The following is a 19,258-nucleotide window of genomic DNA, read 5'->3' on the forward strand; positions in this document are numbered from 1 at the left end:
ATAATATTCGACAAATATAAGTTTATATTAGTTAAACCGACCCCAAAACCTGCTTTAAATCGGAAATTTGATTCTCCCACAACAACTTGGATTGCTCCACTTCGTCTTCATCGGAAAAGTCGGTAATAGCCAGGGATACATCTTTGGTAATCTCATCGCGAATAATCTTGATCTCAAAATAGTAATCCGTGTCGTTCTCCTCTTCATCCAGCCATCTGAACTTCACGCGTTCGTCTGCCTTTTTGGTCACCAACTTGGCTTTTTCTTCCGAATCGTTCCAAATAAAGGTAAAATATTCGCCTCTAGAATTCACATTATCAGCAAACCACTCGGAAAGACCACTCGGATCGGAGATATATTGATACAATAACTGAGGAGAAGATGTTATAGAAAACTCTAATTCGTATTTAATTTTCATATTCGTACAATTTTTTTTGGAAATATAAACAATTTTAAGAGAATTAAAAAACTTTAAAAATTTATTTAATTTCAAACATTTTTTTTGGAAGTTATAAAATAAGTTCTATATTTGCACCCGCATTAAGGAAGTAATTTACTTCACAAATGGCGAGGTAGCTCAGTCGGTTAGAGCGCAGGATTCATAACCCTGAGGTCACGGGTTCAACTCCCGTCTTCGCTACAAACTCCAAGTTTGGGTTCCCAGCGGTTTAAGGATTCTTAAACCGCTTTTTTTATGGGGTAAATTCTCAAAACGTGTGTAATTTTTGATTCAAAAGTCGCGTTTCACGACTTTAAAAGACACAATCATTCCCAAATTACCCAAAAAATCAGGGCTTTTTTAAAATATTTTTTTATCCCGACCTATATAATCAGCTGATTCGCTGTAAAAACGCTTAATAAAAGCCGCTGTGGCCTCATTCCATGGCAGTGGCAGCTCCAACAAGGGACAATTAGGAGATTTGCCAAAAATCAACTCGGATTCCCAAAGCTAAAATCACGACTTCCCCCATTCATACAGGCTTTAGAAAATCTCACTTGCGCCTCTACGTGCCAATACCACATTACACCAATCAGCCCAAGAAGGTTGCAGTAGTAGTGTTTGCGAAAATGAAAAACACAAGCCGTTTGACATAAAGTTAGATGAAATTTTTTCGCTCGCCATTGTTGTAGGCGCTATAAGATTGAAACAAAAAACCCCTTTTTTCCAGTGATTTTTAGGAATTTTACATAAATATTCAAATGGTTTTTAGTGTAATTTTTAAACTTTTAAAAAACGCAACTAACTAAGCATCAATACTAGATATATAAAATTTAACACTCCGTTAACGGTGTTTTTTTTCTTTTTATTTACTTTTGAATAAGCAGTCAATACGACAACATATATTCTACACTTCTACCTCGGTCCTACTTCTATATATATGTTAAGAGGTATTGCATTAAAATGACACTACAAGCAAGAGATAATGAAGATCTAAAAAACAAGCTGAGGCAGCTTTTTATTGAACTACTAGAAGAGACATACGAATTAAGTATTAAAAAATGACCTCTAATGAAATCCGAAGTTATTTTAAATTTAAAAAAATGAAAAATCTAACATATCTAATCTTAATAATTACTGTTTTAGGATGTCGTTCATCTGACAACAACTCATCCAAAATACCGTTAGCAACAAAATTTTTTTGGACTTGCAATATTGATCTTACAGCAACCATTTATCCAAGCCCTTCAGGTTTTCCAAAGAGCGATACAAAAACCGTCGAGCATTGTGATAAAACCGTAGAAGAAATTGCCGCCTTTATAAATGAAACCATTAAAACGGAACAAGCTCGACTCGAAGAACACACGTTAACTACATAAACAATAACAACTTGTAAAAAGAAACAATAACATGGAAATATTAATGATCATAATTATCGGCATGGTATGTTTAACTGGAGTGCTTTATGTACTCTTTAGTAAGGGACCTGCAGCGCAGATTAAAGAAAAAATCAAAGAAGATCCAAATATAGCGGAGTTTGTAAAAGCAAAAACAGAACGGGAACTCTTAGAGCAACAAGTTACTCTATTGGTAGAAATAAGAAAAGAATCGGAACGAACTGCGAAGAACTCAGCCTTTATTACCTGGTGGATTATTATTACATCCATTTTGAGCGCTATAGTAATTTTAAATTCGTAATCTCAACTCATCAAACAAACCACACACATTATTGTCCAAGAACGGAAAAAACACTGCCCTGCTCGTCGAAGTTTTAGTAGCCAAAGGACAGCTCTCTTTTTTTTAAAATGTTCAAAAATCGTTTGAATGGTTCGTTTTATTATCTTTTTTCTGACTAACATCTCCAAATTGATACGAGAAAAACGTCCATATTCCCCTGTTCTTATAAAAAATCTCCCTTTTATAATTGTCAGAAGAATTACTTATTTCGTTCCTATATTTAAATCCATTGCTAAAAGGATTATCCACAGAAAAAGCAACGATAGCCTTGTTAGTAAAGACTTTTTTTTGAATAGCAAAATGGCTCTTTATAAAATAGCGAGGATGAAATGACATTCTACTACACGAAATTGTAGTTTAATCGAAATACCTAAAAATTTAATCGCTTTCTAATTGTGGAAATGCAAAATTATCATTTGATAGTTCCACAGTTACGAAATACCTGTTTTTGAAATAAAAACAATCAAAACCCAATAGCTCATTTTTATAGGGAATATTTGGCAACCCAAATAGTTGGCTTATCAACAGGAATGGCTTCAATGCTCAATGGCAAAGCACCGACTCAGACACAAGAGAATCGAGAAGATCGGGACAAGCCCGTGTATAAAAAAGAGAAAACCGATCGAGAAATCCTAGAGGAACAACAGGAAATAATGATTGAAATCATGAAGCAAACGAATAGAGCGACCAGAAACACAGCGTTGCTGATCGGGTGGCTTATACTAAACGTATTATCTAATCCTGTCGCTAATCGCTGTAAGTTAATAAACAAACCGGCAATCCAAGTCATGGAAACAACTGCCACAATTGTTCCTTACACGCCTTATCATTTGCGGTTGTAGAAATACACCGCACATACGCCTATGTTTTGTATCTACGGCCAGTGCACCGACAAACAAGTCCTGGCCCCTTGTTGACAACCGTAAGGGTACCGAGAAACACTTTTCACAGACAGCCGTAAAAAAATGTTTAACAAAGTCATCTTTAAAGCAAACCAGCAGTCCTTAGAGTCGTTTTAAGAGCAAAATTCTCGCAAAAACCACATCTCCTAACAAACAGCCAATACCTTCGCAAAAGGAGCCATAAAACGCGTATTCAACGCATTTACAGATCCATTTATTTACTAAAAAAGTCAAGTTTTAAACAAATATTCACAAAACCATATATTTCTATGTAGAAGTATATCATCTTCAAAATAATCATTTCACAAAAAATCCTTAAAAAAAATTTTATTTTTTACATTATTTTTATATATGTTTGCATACCATACAAAAATAAATTATGAAAAAGATTCTAACACTTACTCTTTTGATGTCATTGCTCTTCATTTCATGTAGCAGCGACGATGATTCCGATACCTTAGTTCCAACGGTAGCTGCGACTATAAATCCGCCGACTTGGACACAGGGCACGTGGACTTTAAGTTCTGGAAGCATCAAAGGCTTTAAATTTACGAAAAACGATTTCTGTCAAGTTTTAAAAAACGATGTGGAATCGTGTTATATAGAACTCATTACAAGTCACAACAAAGCATATTTAATCAATGAAGTAGAGGAAAGCGCTACCGCCGAAAACTACAACATCGCGATTAAACTAAACAACAAATCCACCAAATACCACTTTAGAAGGGGAGCGGATTTAGACACTTTAGGAAATTATCACATCTATTGGGTAATACCGAGTAAAATTCCAGAAGTACCCGATACCGAACACGAATTGATCAATACCAATCCGATATTGCCACCACCACCACCACCACCGGCAACCTTTCGCTAATAAACATAAAAAAAACGGGCCCTTTCGGACCCGTTTTTTTATTCATATTGAAGCCATACCGCATCTTCCGACATGGTTTTTTCTACAAAAGACTCCGTTCGCTCATCGACTACGGTAGAAAAATAGACGCGCTGGGTTTTACCCACGCTTTCCGATACTCGTAAAAACTTGGGCTCCAATCGCAATTTCAATTGTTGATCCAAATCGTCGACTACAAACATTTTCAATTGATTGACATCGAATCCCGCCGAGCTAAACATATTGTTTAAACGCTCCATCGTACCGATTAAAATATCGTTTCCTATGGAAAGCATGTTTTTATCGTTGTCCAAATCCGTGTTGTTGTGTACGCCGTAAACGCGCAAATCCATGCGCTTGGTCAGCTTTTCAAACAGTTCTGTCATTTCCAAAACCGCTTCCTTATCCTTGACTACAACCAAAGCTCGTGTAGCGATCAAATGGGCCTTTTCCAGCTTTTGAATCACGCTAATCGCCAAGGCCAATGATTTGCCTTCTCGCGTTGGCGCGACAATCACGGTGTCCACACCGCTTTTAATCACGCTAAAACTCTCTTTTTGCAATGCTGTGGGCTCGATTAAAGAAAGTCCTACTAAGGCTTCTTCCAGCTCTATATTAATTTTTTTTAATTTCATCTTATCTATTTACTTGCAAATAACTGTACATCTTCTTTCGAAATTTCTTTCCCTCCTAAAATAATCAATCGCTCTACTACATTGCGCAGTTCTCTGATATTTCCAGTCCAATCGTATTCCTGCAACAGCGCAATCGCTTCGGGCTCAAAATTCTTGACTGCGGTACCGTATTCCGTGGCTATCTTCTCTGAAAAGTGTTCGATCAACAGGGGAATGTCTTCTCTGCGTTCGTTTAAAGCCGGGACTTTAATCAGAATCACAGCCAATCTGTGGTATAAATCCTCTCTAAACCGCCCTTCGGCAATTTCCTTTTTCAAATCCTTATTAGTCGCTGCAATCACGCGAACATCGATTTTAACATCCTTATCCGCTCCTACTCTACTGATGACATTTTCCTGTAGCGCACGCAGCACCTTCGCCTGAGCCGATAGACTCATATCGCCGATTTCATCTAAGAAAATTGTTCCCTTGTTGGCCGCTTCAAACTTGCCCGCCCGGTCTTTAACCGCCGAGGTAAAAGCACCTTTAACGTGACCGAACAATTCGCTCTCGATCAATTCTGAGGGGATGGCAGCACAATTGACCTCAATGAGAGGAAAACCGGCGCGCTCGCTTTTTTCGTGCAACTGATGCGCTACCAATTCCTTTCCCGTACCGTTGGCTCCGGTTATCAAAACCCGTGCATCTGTAGGGGCTACTTTTTCGATCATCTCCTTAATCTGGCCCAGAGCTTTGCTCTCTCCGATGATTTCGTAGTTTTTGCTGACCTTCTTTTTTAAAATCTTGTTTTCAACAACCAGATGTTTTTTGTCCAAAGCATTGCGAACCGTATTGAGTAAGCGATTTAAATCCGGTGGCTTCGAGATGTAATCAAAGGCGCCGAGTCGCATGGTATTCACCGCAGTTTCCAAATCGCCATGACCAGAAATCATCACCATGGAAATTTCCGGTTTAATCTTTTTGACTTCGACCAGCACTTCTTCTCCATCCATCTTGGGCATTTTAATGTCGCAAATGACCAAGTCGTAATCTTCTGCTTGAATTTTTTCCAAGCCCGCCAATCCATCTTCCGCTTCGTCTACGCTATAGTTCTCATTTTCCTCCGTTAGTATACGGGTGAGCACACGTCTGATAGAAGCTTCATCTTCTATAATTAATATTTTAGATATTTTTGACATCTTGTATCGTTATTAAAAACAGTTTGTATACTCGAGCTTAATATTTTAACCACTTGTACAATTCTTTCCACGACGGTCTTTTGCCATACATCAAAATTCCAATTCGGTACACTTTTGCAGCAAGCCAAACCACTAATATAAAGGTTCCAAAAAGAATCAATAGGGAAAGGACAATTTGCCAAAGCGGTACGCCAAAGGGTATGCGCATCAACATCACAATTGGCGAAGTAAATGGAATCATGGAAAACACGGTGGCCACCGTACCGTGTGGGTTGTGAATTACGGTAAAAAAACCGACATACACCCCCAACATCAACGGCAACATGATCGGAAATAAAAACTGTTGGGTATCGGTTTCACTATCAACTGCAGCACCAATAGCCGCATATAGGGAGCTGTATAAGAAATAGCCGCCTAAGAAAAACAGAAAAAAGAAACCGACCATAGACAGTATAGGCAATTCCATTATCTCGCTCAAGTAATTTTGCGCATTGACGATGGCGTTGTTAGACACCACCCCATCCAAGGGCACATTGGCCATATTGGTCGTGGCATTAATACCAAAAACGGCCGATATTACAAACAGCAAGATCCCGCCGACTATAGCCCAAATCGTAAATTGTAAGATTCCCGCCAAAGACGTTCCGATTATCTTCCCCATCATCAATTGGAAGGGTTTTACCGACGAAATGATGATTTCGATGATGCGATTGGTCTTTTCCTCAATGACGCTTCGCATTACTAAGTTACCATATATAATGATAAACATCATAATCAGGTAGCCGAAAAGGCCTCCTATGGCAATTTTTATTTCGTTGAGTCCCTTTACGGTCGTTTCTCCTGATGCTTTTTCCAAGGTCAAATCCACCTGGGCCTTAGTCGCTTCGATAAGCTGACTATCCATACCGGATTTTGCGATGTTATACGAGGTGATTTCCGCGGCTATAACCCGTTCAATAGTCGTAATAAATCCGATGCTCGGACTGTCGTTAGATACGTATTGTATACCTTTTTCCAATTGGGAAATATCGTCGACCTTGGGGAAATACAGCAAGCCTTCGTAGGCTTCCTTCACTATGCTGTCTTTGATAATTTGAATATCGATAGCAGATAAATCTTGAAACTCGTAGAGTTCGCTATTTTTAAAATGCGAGACAAAATATCCGGTTTCGTCGTGTATGGCAATTTTTTTAACATCGGCTTTCATCGTGCTCAAATACGCAATTAGTATCGACAATACGACAAAAATTACCGGACTTAAGAACGTCATGACGATAAAGGATTTATTGCGCACTTTGGCAATAAATTCTCTTTTTATGATTAGAGATAGTATACTCATTATATTAGCTTACAGATTGGATAAAAATATCGTTTACAGTCGGGATTTTCTCGACAAAATGAGTTACTTGACCATTTTGAACAAGAATTTGAAGCAATTCGTTGGGCGAAGATTGCCCCAATCCTATTTCCAATTGCAATTCGTTATTCAACGATTTAAAATGAGTTTGTGCCACTTCAAATTCCTGTGTTAGGTCGTACATCAGCTTTTCGACGTTGCTGGAAATAATGCCCACTTGGTATTTAAGCGTTCTAAATTGCTTTTTCACATCGACCAATTTGCCTTCGATCAGTTTGTTGGACTGATGAATCAAAGCGATGTGGTCGCACATTTCCTCTACGCTTTCCATGCGGTGCGTAGAAAAAATAATCGTCGAACCCTTTTTTTGCAATTCGAGAATTTCGTCTTTGATGATATTGGCATTAACGGGGTCAAACCCGGAAAAGGGTTCGTCAAAAATCAATAGTTTAGGCTGGTGTAAAACGGTGACTACAAATTGTATCTTTTGCGCCATTCCCTTGGATAGTTCCTGAATTTTCTTGTTCCACCACCCCTGTATCTCCAGTTTTTCAAACCAGTATTCCAGTTGAGTTTTGGCTTCTGCTTTGGAAAGTCCCTTGAGCTGCGCCAAATACAAGGCCTGCTCACCCACCTTCATCGTCTTGTATAAACCGCGTTCTTCCGGCATATATCCAATGTGTTTGATGTGATCGGGTCCGAGGGGTTCGCCGTCTAAAAGAATCTGTCCTTCGTCGGGTAAAGTAATTTGGTTGATGATGCGGATTAACGATGTTTTTCCAGCGCCATTAGGCCCTAGCAACCCATAAATACTTCCCTTTGGTATGCTGAGCGATACCTGGTTTAACGCCGTTTTGTCGGCATATCGTTTAACAACATTTTGAACTTCTAATATCGGATTCATTATGCGCGTAGAGTTTATTTTGTAAAAGTACTTTTTTTTATCTAAATTTAGAATAGCTAAGGAAACTCCTTTCGAAAAGTCCAAAAAAAACCCATCCTTATTTATAAATAAATAAGGATGGGAAAAATTGCTATGAAAAAGAAAATCCACCGTTTTATAAGTGTTGTCCAAATATAAAACATTTTTTCCATATTACGAAAACATTTCCTTTACTTTTTCAAAAAAAGATTTGTCAGACTTTCCAGGCTGTGGGATAAAATTCTCATCGTCTTTCATCTTTTCAAACCATTCTTTTTGTTCTTTATTCAGCGTTTTAGGAGTCCACACGTTAACATGTACCAATAAATCACCGGTTCCGTAGCGATTTACACTCGGTAATCCCTTGCCTTTTAAACGCAGGATTTTACCCGATTGTATACCCTCTTCGAGTTTGATGCGCACCCGTCCATTGACGGCTTCAATTTCTTTGGATCCACCCAAAGCGGCCTCGGCAAAACTGATGTATAAATCGTAATGTATATTCTCGCCTTCGCGTTTCAACTTCTCGTGTTCGAGTTCTTCAATCACGACGATCAAATCGCCCGGTACACTGTTGCTGCCAGGTGCTTCATTTCCTTTGCCAGAAACTTTTAACTGCATCCCATCAACCACTCCCGCAGGAATTTTGATCGATACGGTTTCCTCTTCCATCACCATACCTTGTGCATCGGCACCGGTTGGTTTGCTGTCGAGAATTTGACCGGCTCCTCCACATACATGACACGGAGCAGACGTTTGCATTCTACCCAAAATGGTATTGGCAATTTTAGTGACTTGTCCGGTTCCGTTACAGGTCGGACAGCTCTTGAAAGTCACGCCTTTGGCTTGGACCTTTCTCTTGACTTTAACTTTCTTTTCCACGCCGTTGGCGATATCTTCTAAGGTCAATTTGACCTTAATGCGCAGGCTGGTGCCCTTTACGCGACGCTGTTGGCCACCGCCGCCGAAGCCGCCAAAACCACCACCGCCGAAAATATCTCCAAACTGACTAAAGATATCATCCATATTCATATGATTGCCACCGCCGCCGCCGAAACCGCCAGAGCCGTCAAAGGCTGCATGACCATATTGGTCATAACGCGCTTTCTTATCCGGATCACTCAACACTTCATAAGCCTCTGCCGCAAGTTTAAACTTCTCTTCAGCCTCGGCATCTCCCTGATTTTTATCGGGGTGATAGTCGATAGCCTTTTTTCGATAAGCTTTTTTGATTGCCGCAGCATCTGCGCTTCTATCAATACCTAATATTTCGTAATAATCTTTTTTCATTTGAAATCTACTATATTTTTATGTAATCTGTTATTATTGTCCTATCACAACTTTCGGGAATCGGATGATTTTATCACCCAATTGGTACCCCTTTTCAATTACATCTACTATTTTTCCTTTCATTTTGTCACCCGCCGGAATTTGTGTAATCGCCTCGGCATGGTCCACGCTAAAAGCATCTCCTTTGGCTACAGCTACTTCTGTCAGTCCCTTAGACGATAATACATCGCGGAATTTGTTCGAAATAAGCGAAATACCCAACAAGTTTTCTTGACTCTCCATCTTAGCCATTTCTGTAAGCGCTCTGTCAAAATCATCTAAAACCGGCAACAAGGCCACGAGAACCTCTTCGCTGGCAGTTTTAAAAAGCTCCATGCGCTCTTTTGAAGTGCGCTTTTTGTAGTTTTCAAACTCGGCAAAAAGTCTTAAAAACCTATCTTTTTCCTTCGCCAATTCTTCTTCAATTACCAGCTCCGGCATTTCAACTTCCTGATTACCATTGTCGTTTTCAACGGTATTTACTTCTTGAACCACCTCTTCTTGATCTTTGTTAATGTCTGCGTTTTCAGTGCTCATATTATAAACTTTTATTTTTTCTATTATAGTTATCAATCTAGTATACAAAAGTACTGCCAATTTGTGGAGTCGTGCCATTTTGACACGATTTGACACGATACTTATGCAAGATAAAAACCGCAACTAGCACATTTTTAATGTTTTTTTAAGTAAAAATTGATATATAATTGATATGTTTGCTATAATTAAAATCAAATTTGACTATGAAAAAAAATGTAATTACTTTGTTTGCTTTTGCTGCTTTAAGTTTGACAGCATGTAAAAACGATCCTAAAACTACCGTGGATACAGATACTATCGAAAGCACTGAAACATCTAAAGATGCCGTAAATTACGCCATTGCTGCAACAGATTCTAAAGTAGAGTGGACGGGTTCTAAACTAACCGGTGGAAAACACAACGGTACTATTAACGTATCCAACGGTGAAATCAACGTTAAAGACGGAAAGATTGAAAACGGAAAAGTTGTTTTCGATATGACATCTATTTCGGTTGAAGACTTAAAAGCTGGAGACGGTAAAGAAGACTTGGAAGCGCATTTAAAAGGAACAGGTAAAGAAGAGGCCAGTGATCACTTCTTTAACGTAAATAAATACCCACAAGGAACTTTCGAAATCACTGCGGTGACAGAAGAAAATGGCGAAAGCATCGTTTCTGGAAACTTGACGTTGAAAGACGTTACCAAAGCAGTTAAATTTCCTGCAATGATTACGGTTTCTGAAAATGAAGTGATGATTCATGCCAATGAATTTCCAATCAACAGAACGGAGTGGAACGTAAACTATAACTCGAATTCCGTTTTTGACAATTTGGGAGATAAAGCGATTAACGATGAAGTTTTAGTAAAACTTCATATAAAAGCCACTAAATAAACTTTGCTTATTTAGTGCCATATCACATTGCAAAAGGGGCTGTCTCAAAAAGACAGCCCCTTTACTTTTAGGTATATTCAACAAGCAAACGATTGATTTACTTCAGCAAATTGGCCAAGGCCTTTCCCATTTCGGGAAACTTAAATTCGTAACCTTCTTTTAGTATTTTATCCGCGCTAACCCTTTGACTTGCCGTAACCAATACGTGCTGCTCGCCCAAAACGAGCTTGAGCAAGACCGCGGGTATTCTCGGAAGCAAGAGCGGCTTTTTTAAAATTTTCTTTAAGTCGTAAACCAATTCCCTTTGAGTCACGGGATGGGGAGTCACGGCGTTGTACACCCCTTTTAGCTGATGGCTGATGGCAAATTCAAACAGATACACCAAATCTTCGCGGTGTATCCACGAGTGTATTTGCACGCCCGATCCCAAAACCGCGCCGTAGTAGCGATTGATGGGCTTGATCAACTCCGGAAGTGCCCCGTTGTTTTTGGACAAAACCATTCCAATGCGAAACAGACATACATCGATTCCCAACTGCTCAAAACGGCGGTTTTCCGCCTCCCATAATTGTACGAGGTCGCCCAAAAATCCGCTGTCCACCGCTGCGGAATCCTCGCGGTGTATTTCGGTCAGACTATCTCTATAAATACCGATGGCCGAAGCGGCAACAACCTGTTTGACCTCGTGTTTCTGCGCCTCTAATATCTGGTATAGAAACCGGGTTGAATCTACCCTGCTGCTCGTCATTTCCTCTTTGTTCTTCGCCGTCCACCGCTTCGATATGCTCGAACCCGCAAGGTGAATGATCACCTCAACCCCCACTAGAGCTTCACTGTCAAAAGCCGATTTGGCGGGATTCCAATAAAATCCATGATAACGAATCGCATCCTTAATCTTTGCCCGATCGGTAGTCAGATAGTTTACAACATATCCCTTACTCAGCAAATAAGAAGTCAAGGCACTTCCTATAAAGCCGGTTGCGCCGGTTATCAATATTTTCATATAAGTTAGTTTTTGGGGGGTTTAACTTTTATAGTCCATTCAAAATTCATTTCCGAAACCGCTTCACCCCTTTCGTTTTTGCCGATGGATTTCATCCAAAAGGTTTGCCCCTCTCCGGTTTCTATCGCCGTTTGTATCGCTGCTTTAACCTTGCTCCCTTCGGTGCATTGAAAGCGAATTCGACCTACGGCTTTTTTGGTAAATACACTGTTATTCTGCGCTACGAGCATCGAAATAGATGCACCGCTTTTCTGAATTTGATACATGACTAGGGCCCCCGTAGACAACTCTGCGGCCATGGCTTGCACGGCAAAATACATCGATCTAAAGGGGTTTTGATTGATCCAGCGATGCTTAACCGTAGATACACAAGTCTCTTCGGAAATCTCCTTTACCCTTACCCCTGTCCAATAGGCAGACGGCAACTTTAAAAACAAATAGCTATTGAGCTTAGACGGTGTCACTTTCATATCTTTTTTTATAAAAATACAAAAAATTTACCGACCAATAAAATATATTAAAAAGTTAAAATAAAGTTAAATAGCAGTACCTTGCAATACAAAGTACAGTCCTTTGTATATATCTTTGCATAAGAAACATCGAAACAACCGATAACTATGAATATAGAAAACACCAAAGCGCAAATGCGCAAGGGTATTTTGGAGTTTTGCATCCTTTCCATATTACAGGGACGGGACTGTTATACTTCCGAAATACTAGACGAGCTTAAGCAAGCCAAGTTATTAGTTGTGGAGGGCACGATTTACCCCTTGCTCACCCGACTGAAGAACGACGATTTATTGAGTTACCGCTGGGAGGAATCCAACGCCGGCCCCCCTCGAAAATATTATCGTTTAACCGAACAAGGCGTAGAATTTTTAATTGAATTGGGAAAAACCTGGACCGAATTGGCCGAAGCAGTAGAAAAAATAACCTCTAACACGCAACCTCATGAATAAGACTGTAACCGTAAACATAGCAGGCATTATTTTTCATATCGATGAAAACGCTTACAACAAATTAAGCCACTACTTACAAGCGATTCGCAATTCGATCAACATCGACGGTCGCGAGGAAATCATTCATGATATAGAGAGTCGTATAGCGGAATTGTTTACCGAGCGCATCAATGCCAACAACCAAGTAATCATCTTAGCAGATGTAGACTCGATCATACAAATAATGGGGCAGCCCGAAGACTACCGCATCGACGACGAAGACACCAAAACCTACGAGCAACCGCAGCCAGCCTATGCCTTTTCGCGCAAATTGTACCGCGATACCGACAAACGAGTACTTGGTGGTGTACTAGCGGGCTTGGGGCATTACTTTAGAATCGATCCAATTTGGTTGCGCTTACTGCTTTTGATCTTAACCATCTTTTATGGAACCGGTGTTTTGGTATACATCATATTGTGGATTGTCATTCCCAAAGCCAGCTCTACCAGTGAAAAATTAGAGATGAAGGGCGAGCCGATCAACATTTCGTCCATCGAAAAAAAAGTGCGGGAAAACATTGAATACGTTTCGGACAAAGTCAACAGCATTGACTACCAAAAAGTAGGACAAAACACCCGAGCATTTGGCGATACTGCCGCTCAAATCATCCGGAGAGCCTTGGGTATCGGCTTGATTATCTTTGCTTTTTTCGGCTTCCTAGGCAGTGCGATTGCCGGTATAGTAATCTCTCAAAGCAAGTGGCAAACGCCCGCTGAATTCCAGTCCTTTAACATTAGTATAGAAGCGCTGAGCGTTCCGTTGTGGTTGCTTGCCTTACTGGTTTTTCTACTGACCGCCATACCTTTTATCATCGTGTTTCTAATCGGTTTAAAACTGTTGTATAAAAACCTTAAATACGTAGGATTAACAGCTATTATCTTAACTTGTGTATGGTTTTTCGCCATTTTAGCAATGATATTTGTCGCGGTACAGGAATCGGGTAACAACCTGAAATCCATTGCCCATGCCGTCAACAAAGAGTTGAGCATAGAAGAAACATTTAGCACCTCCAAAGACCTGCCTATCGGCAATGGCCCTGTAGAAGTGATTTTTGTAGACGAACGCTATTTCGAGTCGGAACACAACCAAGTAGCCGATTATATATCGACTTTTCAAAACGATAACGATGCCGTAGAATTGGAGATACTCACTTCTTATCAAGACCGCTCCAGCCTAACCATTAAATTGGAAACGCAAAAAAAGCAACTGATCAACACCGAACACGAAGTACTGGAAATTCCAGCCTACAACTACCAAATCCGCGAAAATCAATTGATATTATCGGATCGTTTTATAACCGAAGAAAATGCGCAATACTCCATTGAAAAAGTAAAATTATACCTATATTTAACCGAAAATACATCGGTGCGATTAGCGGACAATGCCCAGCCTTTTTTGGAAGACGACATCGTTTTGAGCCCTGGTATATACACGTATAAAATGGTCAATCAAACTTTGAGTTGTCTCGATTGCAAATAACAACCCAACCAAAAATATAAATTATGATAGCTTTAGCCTTAAAATTAATCGATGTAGTGCTTACTTGGATTATCGGTTTAATCTTTTAATAGACCAGCGGTAGCTTGCAGCACCATTTTTTAAAGTACAAAGGGAGTAGACCTAAAGGGGTTTTACTCCCTTTTTTTATATAAAAAAAGAGCGACGTTTCCGCCGCTCTTCTGTGTTTATAGCTCAACTAAAACTATCTTCCAGCTTCTTGTTGTGCATCTTGAACCATTTTGTCGTTGGCAGTAATACCAAATTCAACTCTACGGTTTTTAATTCTTCCATCCTCGGTATCGTTGGATGCGATTGGATCGGCAATCCCCATACCTTTGGTTTTCAATCGGTTTGCAGCTACCCCTTGTTTAACTAAGTATTGTTTTACAGAATTGGCTCTTTGTCCAGACAATTTTAAGTTGTACTCCTCTTTTCCAGTGATGTCGGTATACCCGTAAATCTCTACGTTGGTATCTGGATTGTCTTTGAATACTTTAACCAATTTATCTAGGTTTCCTTGTGCTTTTGGCGTCAAAGTAGCTTGGTTAAGGTTGAAATTAACCGAGTTTTCACCCAAGATCAATTTAATACCCTCTCCGATGCGTTCTACTTCTGCTCCCGGTACGGTTTCCTCAATTTGACGGGCTTGTTTGTCCATCTTATTTCCGATCACACCACCTGCAGCTCCACCGATTACACCACCTAAAACCGCGCCTAAAGCACTGTTTTTCTTGTTGCCCAAGTTATTGCCTAAAATACCTCCGATAAGCGCTCCACCTGCAGCTCCTACAGCAGCACCTCTTTGGGTTTTATTCGTGTTTTGAACAGCATTACAACTCGTTAGTCCTACTGAAGTGGCCAACATAGTTCCCGCTAATAAATAGATATTTAAATTTTTCATTTGTAAGTTTAGTTTAGTTATGTAAATATTTTAGTTGCGTTGAAATTGATAAATCACATCGGAAGTTTGACCACCGACGGCAATCTTATCGACCAATTGGAAAGAGGACTCACTTTGATTAGCCACGCGCAAAGCGTAACCCGTAGTAACGTGTTTGGCTTTCTCGCCTTGATCGACAAATTTAAAACTGAACTCACCGGATGGTGAAATCGTCCATTTAAAATTGCTGTCAAATTCCGGGCAATCCGCGCCTGACGTCAAGCTCAAAGATCCCGAATTGTTGTTGGAAACAAATTTCCACTGACTTCCAATAAAACATTTGGAATCGGCGATGTTAAAAGAATTTACTTTCACAAATTCTCCTCCAATGTGTTTTACATGGGTCAAAGTCCAATTGCCTTTAAGGCCCACTTGAGATTTGGCGTCCATCGTCGGTTTACACGAAACCATAAACAGTGCCATAGCACTTAAAACGATTAATTTTTTCATAGATCAATTTTTTACAAAATTACGTTAACAATAAACATGCCCAATTTAAAAAGGACTCTTTTTTCTAAAATATTTTCCTACTGCCAATATGGCGCTAATTCAAATAATGGTATTCAATTTGTAATATTTCAGTTATAAAAGTAAATTTAATTATAAAAATACGAATAATTATGACATCAGGAAAAATTAATGTGACCGTTGAAAACATTTTCCCACTAATTAAAAAGTTTTTATATAGTGATCATGAAATATTCTTAAGAGAGCTGATCTCCAATGCCACCGATGCCACCTTAAAACTCAAGCACCTCACTACTATTGGCGAGACAGCAGTGGAATACGGATCGCCGGTCATTGAAGTTAAAATTGACAAAGAGGGCAAAAAGCTGCACATCATCGACCAAGGATTGGGGATGACTCGTGAGGAGGTTGAAAAATACATCAACCAAGTGGCTTTTTCGGGTGCTGAAGAATTCTTAGAAAAATATAAAGATTCCGCCAAGGACTCTGGCATCATTGGCCATTTTGGATTGGGATTCTATTCCGCTTTTATGGTTGCTAGTAAGGTGGAAATCATCACCAAATCATACAAAGACGAAGCCGCTGCGCATTGGACGTGTGACGGCAGCCCGGAATACACTTTAGAAGCCGCGGACAAACAAGACCGCGGTACCGAAATCATCTTGCACATAGCCGACGATTCCCTGGAGTTTTTGGAGGAAAGCAAGATCCGTGAATTACTGGTAAAATACAATAAATTCATGCCGGTATCGATCAAATTTGGTACCCATACTGAAGGAGAAGGAGACGATGCTGTAGAAGTAGATACCATTATCAACAACCCCAATCCGGCTTGGACCAAACAACCGTCGGAATTGAGCGAGGAAGATTACAAAAACTTCTACCACGAATTGTATCCAACGCAATTTGAAGAGCCTTTGTTCAACATTCACTTAAATGTAGACTACCCGTTTAACCTAACCGGTATTTTGTATTTCCCCAAATTGAGCAACGACCTTCAAATGCAGAAGGACAAAATCCAACTTTACCAAAACCAGGTTTTCGTAACCGATAATGTAGAGGGGATTGTTCCCGAATTCTTAACCATGTTAAAAGGGGTTATCGACTCGCCAGACATTCCGTTAAACGTATCGAGATCGTATTTGCAATCCGATGGCAACGTCAAGAAAATATCCAATTACATCACTAGAAAAGTAGCGGACAAACTCAAGTCGTTATTTACCGAAAACAGAGCGGATTTTGAAGCCAAGTGGAACGACATCAAAATCGTATTGGAATACGGTATGTTGTCCGAGCCCAAATTTTATGAAAAAGCGGGGGCTTTTGTACTGTATCCAACGGTAGATGGCAAGTACTTTACCTTGGACGAGTTAAAAGCGGCGACGACCGAAAATCAAACCGACAAAAACGGCAACCTAGTAGTGCTTTACGCATCGAATAAGGATGCGCAACACAGCTATATCACTGCAGCGACAGCCAAGGGCTATCAAGTAATCGTGATGGATTCGCCGATTGCCTCTCACCTGATTCAGAAATTGGAATCCGAAAACGAGAAAATGACTTTTGCTCGTGTCGATGCCGATCATGTAAACAACTTGATTAAAAAGGACGACAATCCGATTTCCAAACTGACGGAAGAGGAAACGACCACTTTAAAAGAGGTGTTGGAAACGGTAGTTCCCAAAGAGAAATACACCGTACAAATGGAGGCCTTAGACAGTACAGACGAACCGTTTGTCATTACGCAGCCCGAGTTTATGCGAAGAATGAAAGAAATGAGTGCCTCTGGTGGAGGGGGTATGTTTGGCATGGGTAATTTCCCGGAAATGTACAACCTGATCATCAATACCAACTCCAGCTTTGCCAGTGCGTTGCTAAACCAAAGTGATGTGACCAAGCGCGACAGCCAAATCAAACAGGCTTTGGACTTGGCAAAACTATCTCAAGGGCTATTAAAGGGAGAAGAACTAACGGCTTTTGTCAAGAGAAACTTCAGCCAAATGTAGTGGAACACCCCCTATAACAAAGAATCCGATGCTCCTAAATGGCATCGGATTTTTTTGTTACAGCAGCGGCCAAATTGCTTTGCTGTTTTTAAAACCCCTTTAAAAAGATAAAAGCCGTAACTTTGCAGGCTTCAAAAAAACATCATGAAAGAAAAAAATATTGCTAAGGGAGTATTGTTAATCGCTTGTGGCGCCTCGAGCTTCGGAATGTTGGCGTCGTTTGTTAAACTGGCCTATCAAGCCGGATTTACAACAGCCGAAGTCACCTTTTCACAAGTAACCCTCGGGGTACTCGGTCTGTTTTTAATCAATTTATTTCGCAACAAAAAACGCGACAGCGGCAGCGCTTCCTCCAAAGACATCCGTCAGCTCATCCTAGCCGGTACCTCTATGGGGTTTACCTCGGTTTTATACTATATGGCCGTGAGTTTTATAGACGCGTCCATAGCCGTTGTATTGCTGATGCAGTCCGTGTGGATTGGCGTGGTTATCGAAAGTGTGATGACCAAAACCTTTCCCTCCAAAATTAAACTCCTAGCCGTAGCGCTCATCCTATTTGGAACGGCTTTGGCAACCAACATCATGGGCGATAAAATCGATTTGGATTACCGCGGATTGATTTTGGGCTTCCTCGCTTCTTGTTCTTTCTCGATGACCATGTTTACCAGTAACTATGTGGCCAATCACTTACCGGCACCCAAACGCAGTTTTTTTATGCTGCTCGGCGCTACTGTCATCGTCAGTATTTTTACCTTTATCACTCAAGTGGGACCCAATAACTTTGCGTTTATGTACGACCTCTTGACTTCGATCACCGACAACACTTCGGGGGTGCGCGATTTCAATTTTAGCATTTTTCTCAACTGGGGACTGCTCTTGGCCTTGTTCGGAACCATCATCCCTCCCATCTTTTTAAACATGGGATTCCCGCATGCAGGCGTTGGCCTGGGAAGCATTATTTCGTCTATAGAATTACCCGTATCGGTAACCGTCGCCTATTTAATTGTACATGAACCCGTTATCGCCATACAGTGGTTGGGAATCGCCTTAATTCTATCGGCCATCGTTCTTATGAATAGTCAGTTAATATTTAAAAAAACAAAGAATTAAACCAAACAAACCCGTTGAAATCGCGAATTAATGTTTGTTTTTATTAAAAAATATTTTATTAATTGAATTATAAAATATTTTTTTGCATATCTGTTTTTTTTTATTAATATTGACATGAGAATAGTAACATTAAAAACTGGATTAACTTTTCATCTAATGAAAAAAGATAAAAATTTGGCGTTTGATCGCGAATCAATGGATCGAATAATTGCCATGGCAAGGGAAGAGAGAAAACCCTTTGAGGCAATTAAAAATGAGTTTGGAATCGGAGAACGTGAAGTCACCGAAATCATGAAAAAGAAATTTCCTCCACAAGAATACGAATTGTGGAAAAAAAAGGTCACGGCCAAAAAAGCCAAACCCAAAGTTCAAGACGACGATCTTGATGATCTCGACAGCAAGTACTACATCAAAAACAAATTTGATTAATCA

21 protein-coding genes and 1 tRNA gene are annotated in these 19,258 nt (G+C 40.0%); 11 read left to right on the forward strand and 11 right to left on the reverse strand.

The window, feature by feature from the left end:
- Positions 1 to 31 precede the first annotated feature (31 nt).
- Entirely contained in the window at positions 32 to 418 is a 387-nt protein-coding gene (locus tag ACQZ43_RS15885) for an START-like domain-containing protein (RefSeq protein WP_430613679.1), read from the reverse strand.
- A gap of 148 nt (positions 419 to 566) precedes the next feature.
- Between ACQZ43_RS15885 and ACQZ43_RS15890 the strand changes: the two genes are divergently transcribed.
- The 5 genes from ACQZ43_RS15890 (at position 567) to ACQZ43_RS15910 (ending at position 3,952) form a co-directional block, all read left to right on the forward strand.
- Positions 567 to 640: transfer RNA gene (locus tag ACQZ43_RS15890), tRNA-Met, on the forward strand.
- Positions 641 to 1,542: 902 nt separating this feature from the next.
- The gene (locus tag ACQZ43_RS15895; protein WP_430613680.1) at positions 1,543 to 1,818 is read left to right on the forward strand and encodes a hypothetical protein; all 276 of its coding nucleotides are present in this window, start codon (positions 1,543 to 1,545) and stop codon (positions 1,816 to 1,818) included.
- 31 nt (positions 1,819 to 1,849) lie between these two features.
- On the forward strand, positions 1,850 to 2,137 hold the full coding sequence (locus ACQZ43_RS15900; RefSeq protein ID WP_430613681.1) for a hypothetical protein: 288 nt from the start codon (positions 1,850 to 1,852) through the stop codon (positions 2,135 to 2,137).
- A gap of 536 nt (positions 2,138 to 2,673) precedes the next feature.
- Positions 2,674 to 3,018 carry a hypothetical protein gene (locus ACQZ43_RS15905; RefSeq protein ID WP_430613682.1) on the forward strand — a complete coding sequence of 115 codons (345 nt, stop codon included), beginning with the start codon at positions 2,674 to 2,676 and terminating at the stop codon, positions 3,016 to 3,018.
- 439 nt (positions 3,019 to 3,457) lie between these two features.
- Positions 3,458 to 3,952, forward strand: a complete 495-nt coding sequence (locus ACQZ43_RS15910; protein WP_430613683.1) for a hypothetical protein — start codon at positions 3,458 to 3,460, stop codon at positions 3,950 to 3,952.
- 38 nt (positions 3,953 to 3,990) lie between these two features.
- On the opposite strand, the gene ACQZ43_RS15915 is transcribed toward ACQZ43_RS15910, so the two are convergent.
- The 6 genes from ACQZ43_RS15915 to ACQZ43_RS15940 all read right to left on the reverse strand — a co-directional run bounded on the left by ACQZ43_RS15915 (position 3,991) and on the right by ACQZ43_RS15940 (position 9,928).
- Positions 3,991 to 4,605 carry a DEAD/DEAH box helicase gene (locus ACQZ43_RS15915; RefSeq protein WP_430613684.1) on the reverse strand — a complete coding sequence of 205 codons (615 nt, stop codon included), beginning with the start codon at positions 4,603 to 4,605 and terminating at the stop codon, positions 3,991 to 3,993.
- 5 nt (positions 4,606 to 4,610) lie between these two features.
- Positions 4,611 to 5,774 (reverse strand): sigma-54-dependent transcriptional regulator, encoded by a 1,164-nt coding sequence (locus tag ACQZ43_RS15920; protein ID WP_430615713.1) that lies wholly within the window; start codon positions 5,772 to 5,774, stop codon positions 4,611 to 4,613.
- A 46-nt stretch (positions 5,775 to 5,820) separates the two neighbouring features.
- Positions 5,821 to 7,122 (reverse strand): ABC transporter permease, encoded by a 1,302-nt coding sequence (locus tag ACQZ43_RS15925; protein ID WP_430613685.1) that lies wholly within the window; start codon positions 7,120 to 7,122, stop codon positions 5,821 to 5,823.
- Positions 7,123 to 7,126: 4 nt separating this feature from the next.
- Positions 7,127 to 8,044, reverse strand: a complete 918-nt coding sequence (locus ACQZ43_RS15930; RefSeq protein WP_430613686.1) for an ABC transporter ATP-binding protein — start codon at positions 8,042 to 8,044, stop codon at positions 7,127 to 7,129.
- Between the two features lie 192 nt (positions 8,045 to 8,236).
- Complete coding sequence (dnaJ, locus tag ACQZ43_RS15935; RefSeq protein WP_430613687.1) at positions 8,237 to 9,352, reverse strand: molecular chaperone DnaJ; 1,116 nt, start codon at positions 9,350 to 9,352, stop codon at positions 8,237 to 8,239.
- A 33-nt stretch (positions 9,353 to 9,385) separates the two neighbouring features.
- Positions 9,386 to 9,928 (reverse strand): nucleotide exchange factor GrpE, encoded by a 543-nt coding sequence (locus ACQZ43_RS15940; protein ID WP_430613688.1) that lies wholly within the window; start codon positions 9,926 to 9,928, stop codon positions 9,386 to 9,388.
- Positions 9,929 to 10,209: 281 nt separating this feature from the next.
- Here ACQZ43_RS15940 and ACQZ43_RS15945 point away from each other — a divergent pair, with 281 nt between their 5' ends.
- A complete protein-coding gene (locus ACQZ43_RS15945; protein WP_430613689.1) occupies positions 10,210 to 10,800 on the forward strand; it encodes a YceI family protein in 591 nt (196 codons plus the stop codon).
- Between the two features lie 97 nt (positions 10,801 to 10,897).
- Here the strand turns inward: ACQZ43_RS15945 and ACQZ43_RS15950 are convergent, their stop codons facing one another.
- Positions 10,898 to 11,803: a TIGR01777 family oxidoreductase gene (locus tag ACQZ43_RS15950; RefSeq protein WP_430613690.1), complete on the reverse strand. Its 906-nt coding sequence runs from the start codon at positions 11,801 to 11,803 to the stop codon at positions 10,898 to 10,900.
- 5 nt (positions 11,804 to 11,808) lie between these two features.
- Positions 11,809 to 12,273 carry a DUF4442 domain-containing protein gene (locus ACQZ43_RS15955; protein WP_430613691.1) on the reverse strand — a complete coding sequence of 155 codons (465 nt, stop codon included), beginning with the start codon at positions 12,271 to 12,273 and terminating at the stop codon, positions 11,809 to 11,811.
- A 147-nt stretch (positions 12,274 to 12,420) separates the two neighbouring features.
- Here ACQZ43_RS15955 and ACQZ43_RS15960 point away from each other — a divergent pair, with 147 nt between their 5' ends.
- Positions 12,421 to 12,762 (forward strand): PadR family transcriptional regulator, encoded by a 342-nt coding sequence (locus ACQZ43_RS15960; RefSeq protein ID WP_430613692.1) that lies wholly within the window; start codon positions 12,421 to 12,423, stop codon positions 12,760 to 12,762.
- Entirely contained in the window at positions 12,755 to 14,281 is a 1,527-nt protein-coding gene (locus ACQZ43_RS15965) for a PspC domain-containing protein (protein WP_430613693.1), read from the forward strand. The genes ACQZ43_RS15960 and ACQZ43_RS15965 overlap by 8 nt, the downstream gene beginning before the upstream one ends.
- A gap of 223 nt (positions 14,282 to 14,504) precedes the next feature.
- Here the strand turns inward: ACQZ43_RS15965 and ACQZ43_RS15970 are convergent, their stop codons facing one another.
- Together ACQZ43_RS15970 and ACQZ43_RS15975 are read right to left on the reverse strand one after the other, a co-directional pair.
- The gene (locus tag ACQZ43_RS15970) at positions 14,505 to 15,203 is read right to left on the reverse strand and encodes an OmpA family protein (protein ID WP_430613695.1); all 699 of its coding nucleotides are present in this window, start codon (positions 15,201 to 15,203) and stop codon (positions 14,505 to 14,507) included.
- Between the two features lie 30 nt (positions 15,204 to 15,233).
- Positions 15,234 to 15,692: a lipocalin family protein gene (locus ACQZ43_RS15975; RefSeq protein WP_430613697.1), complete on the reverse strand. Its 459-nt coding sequence runs from the start codon at positions 15,690 to 15,692 to the stop codon at positions 15,234 to 15,236.
- 170 nt (positions 15,693 to 15,862) lie between these two features.
- Here ACQZ43_RS15975 and htpG point away from each other — a divergent pair, with 170 nt between their 5' ends.
- The 3 genes from htpG to ACQZ43_RS15990 all read left to right on the forward strand — a co-directional run bounded on the left by htpG (position 15,863) and on the right by ACQZ43_RS15990 (position 19,255).
- Complete coding sequence (gene htpG / locus ACQZ43_RS15980; protein ID WP_430613699.1) at positions 15,863 to 17,716, forward strand: molecular chaperone HtpG; 1,854 nt, start codon at positions 15,863 to 15,865, stop codon at positions 17,714 to 17,716.
- A 144-nt stretch (positions 17,717 to 17,860) separates the two neighbouring features.
- Positions 17,861 to 18,826: an EamA family transporter gene (locus ACQZ43_RS15985; RefSeq protein ID WP_430613701.1), complete on the forward strand. Its 966-nt coding sequence runs from the start codon at positions 17,861 to 17,863 to the stop codon at positions 18,824 to 18,826.
- A 156-nt stretch (positions 18,827 to 18,982) separates the two neighbouring features.
- Positions 18,983 to 19,255, forward strand: coding sequence for a DUF2805 domain-containing protein (locus ACQZ43_RS15990; RefSeq protein ID WP_430613703.1), 273 nt, complete (start codon positions 18,983 to 18,985; stop codon positions 19,253 to 19,255).
- The last annotated feature ends 3 nt before the right edge of the window (positions 19,256 to 19,258 follow it).

The organism is Flavobacterium sp. JP2137 (assembly GCF_050562195.1).
GTDB lineage: Bacteria > Bacteroidota > Bacteroidia > Flavobacteriales > Flavobacteriaceae > Flavobacterium.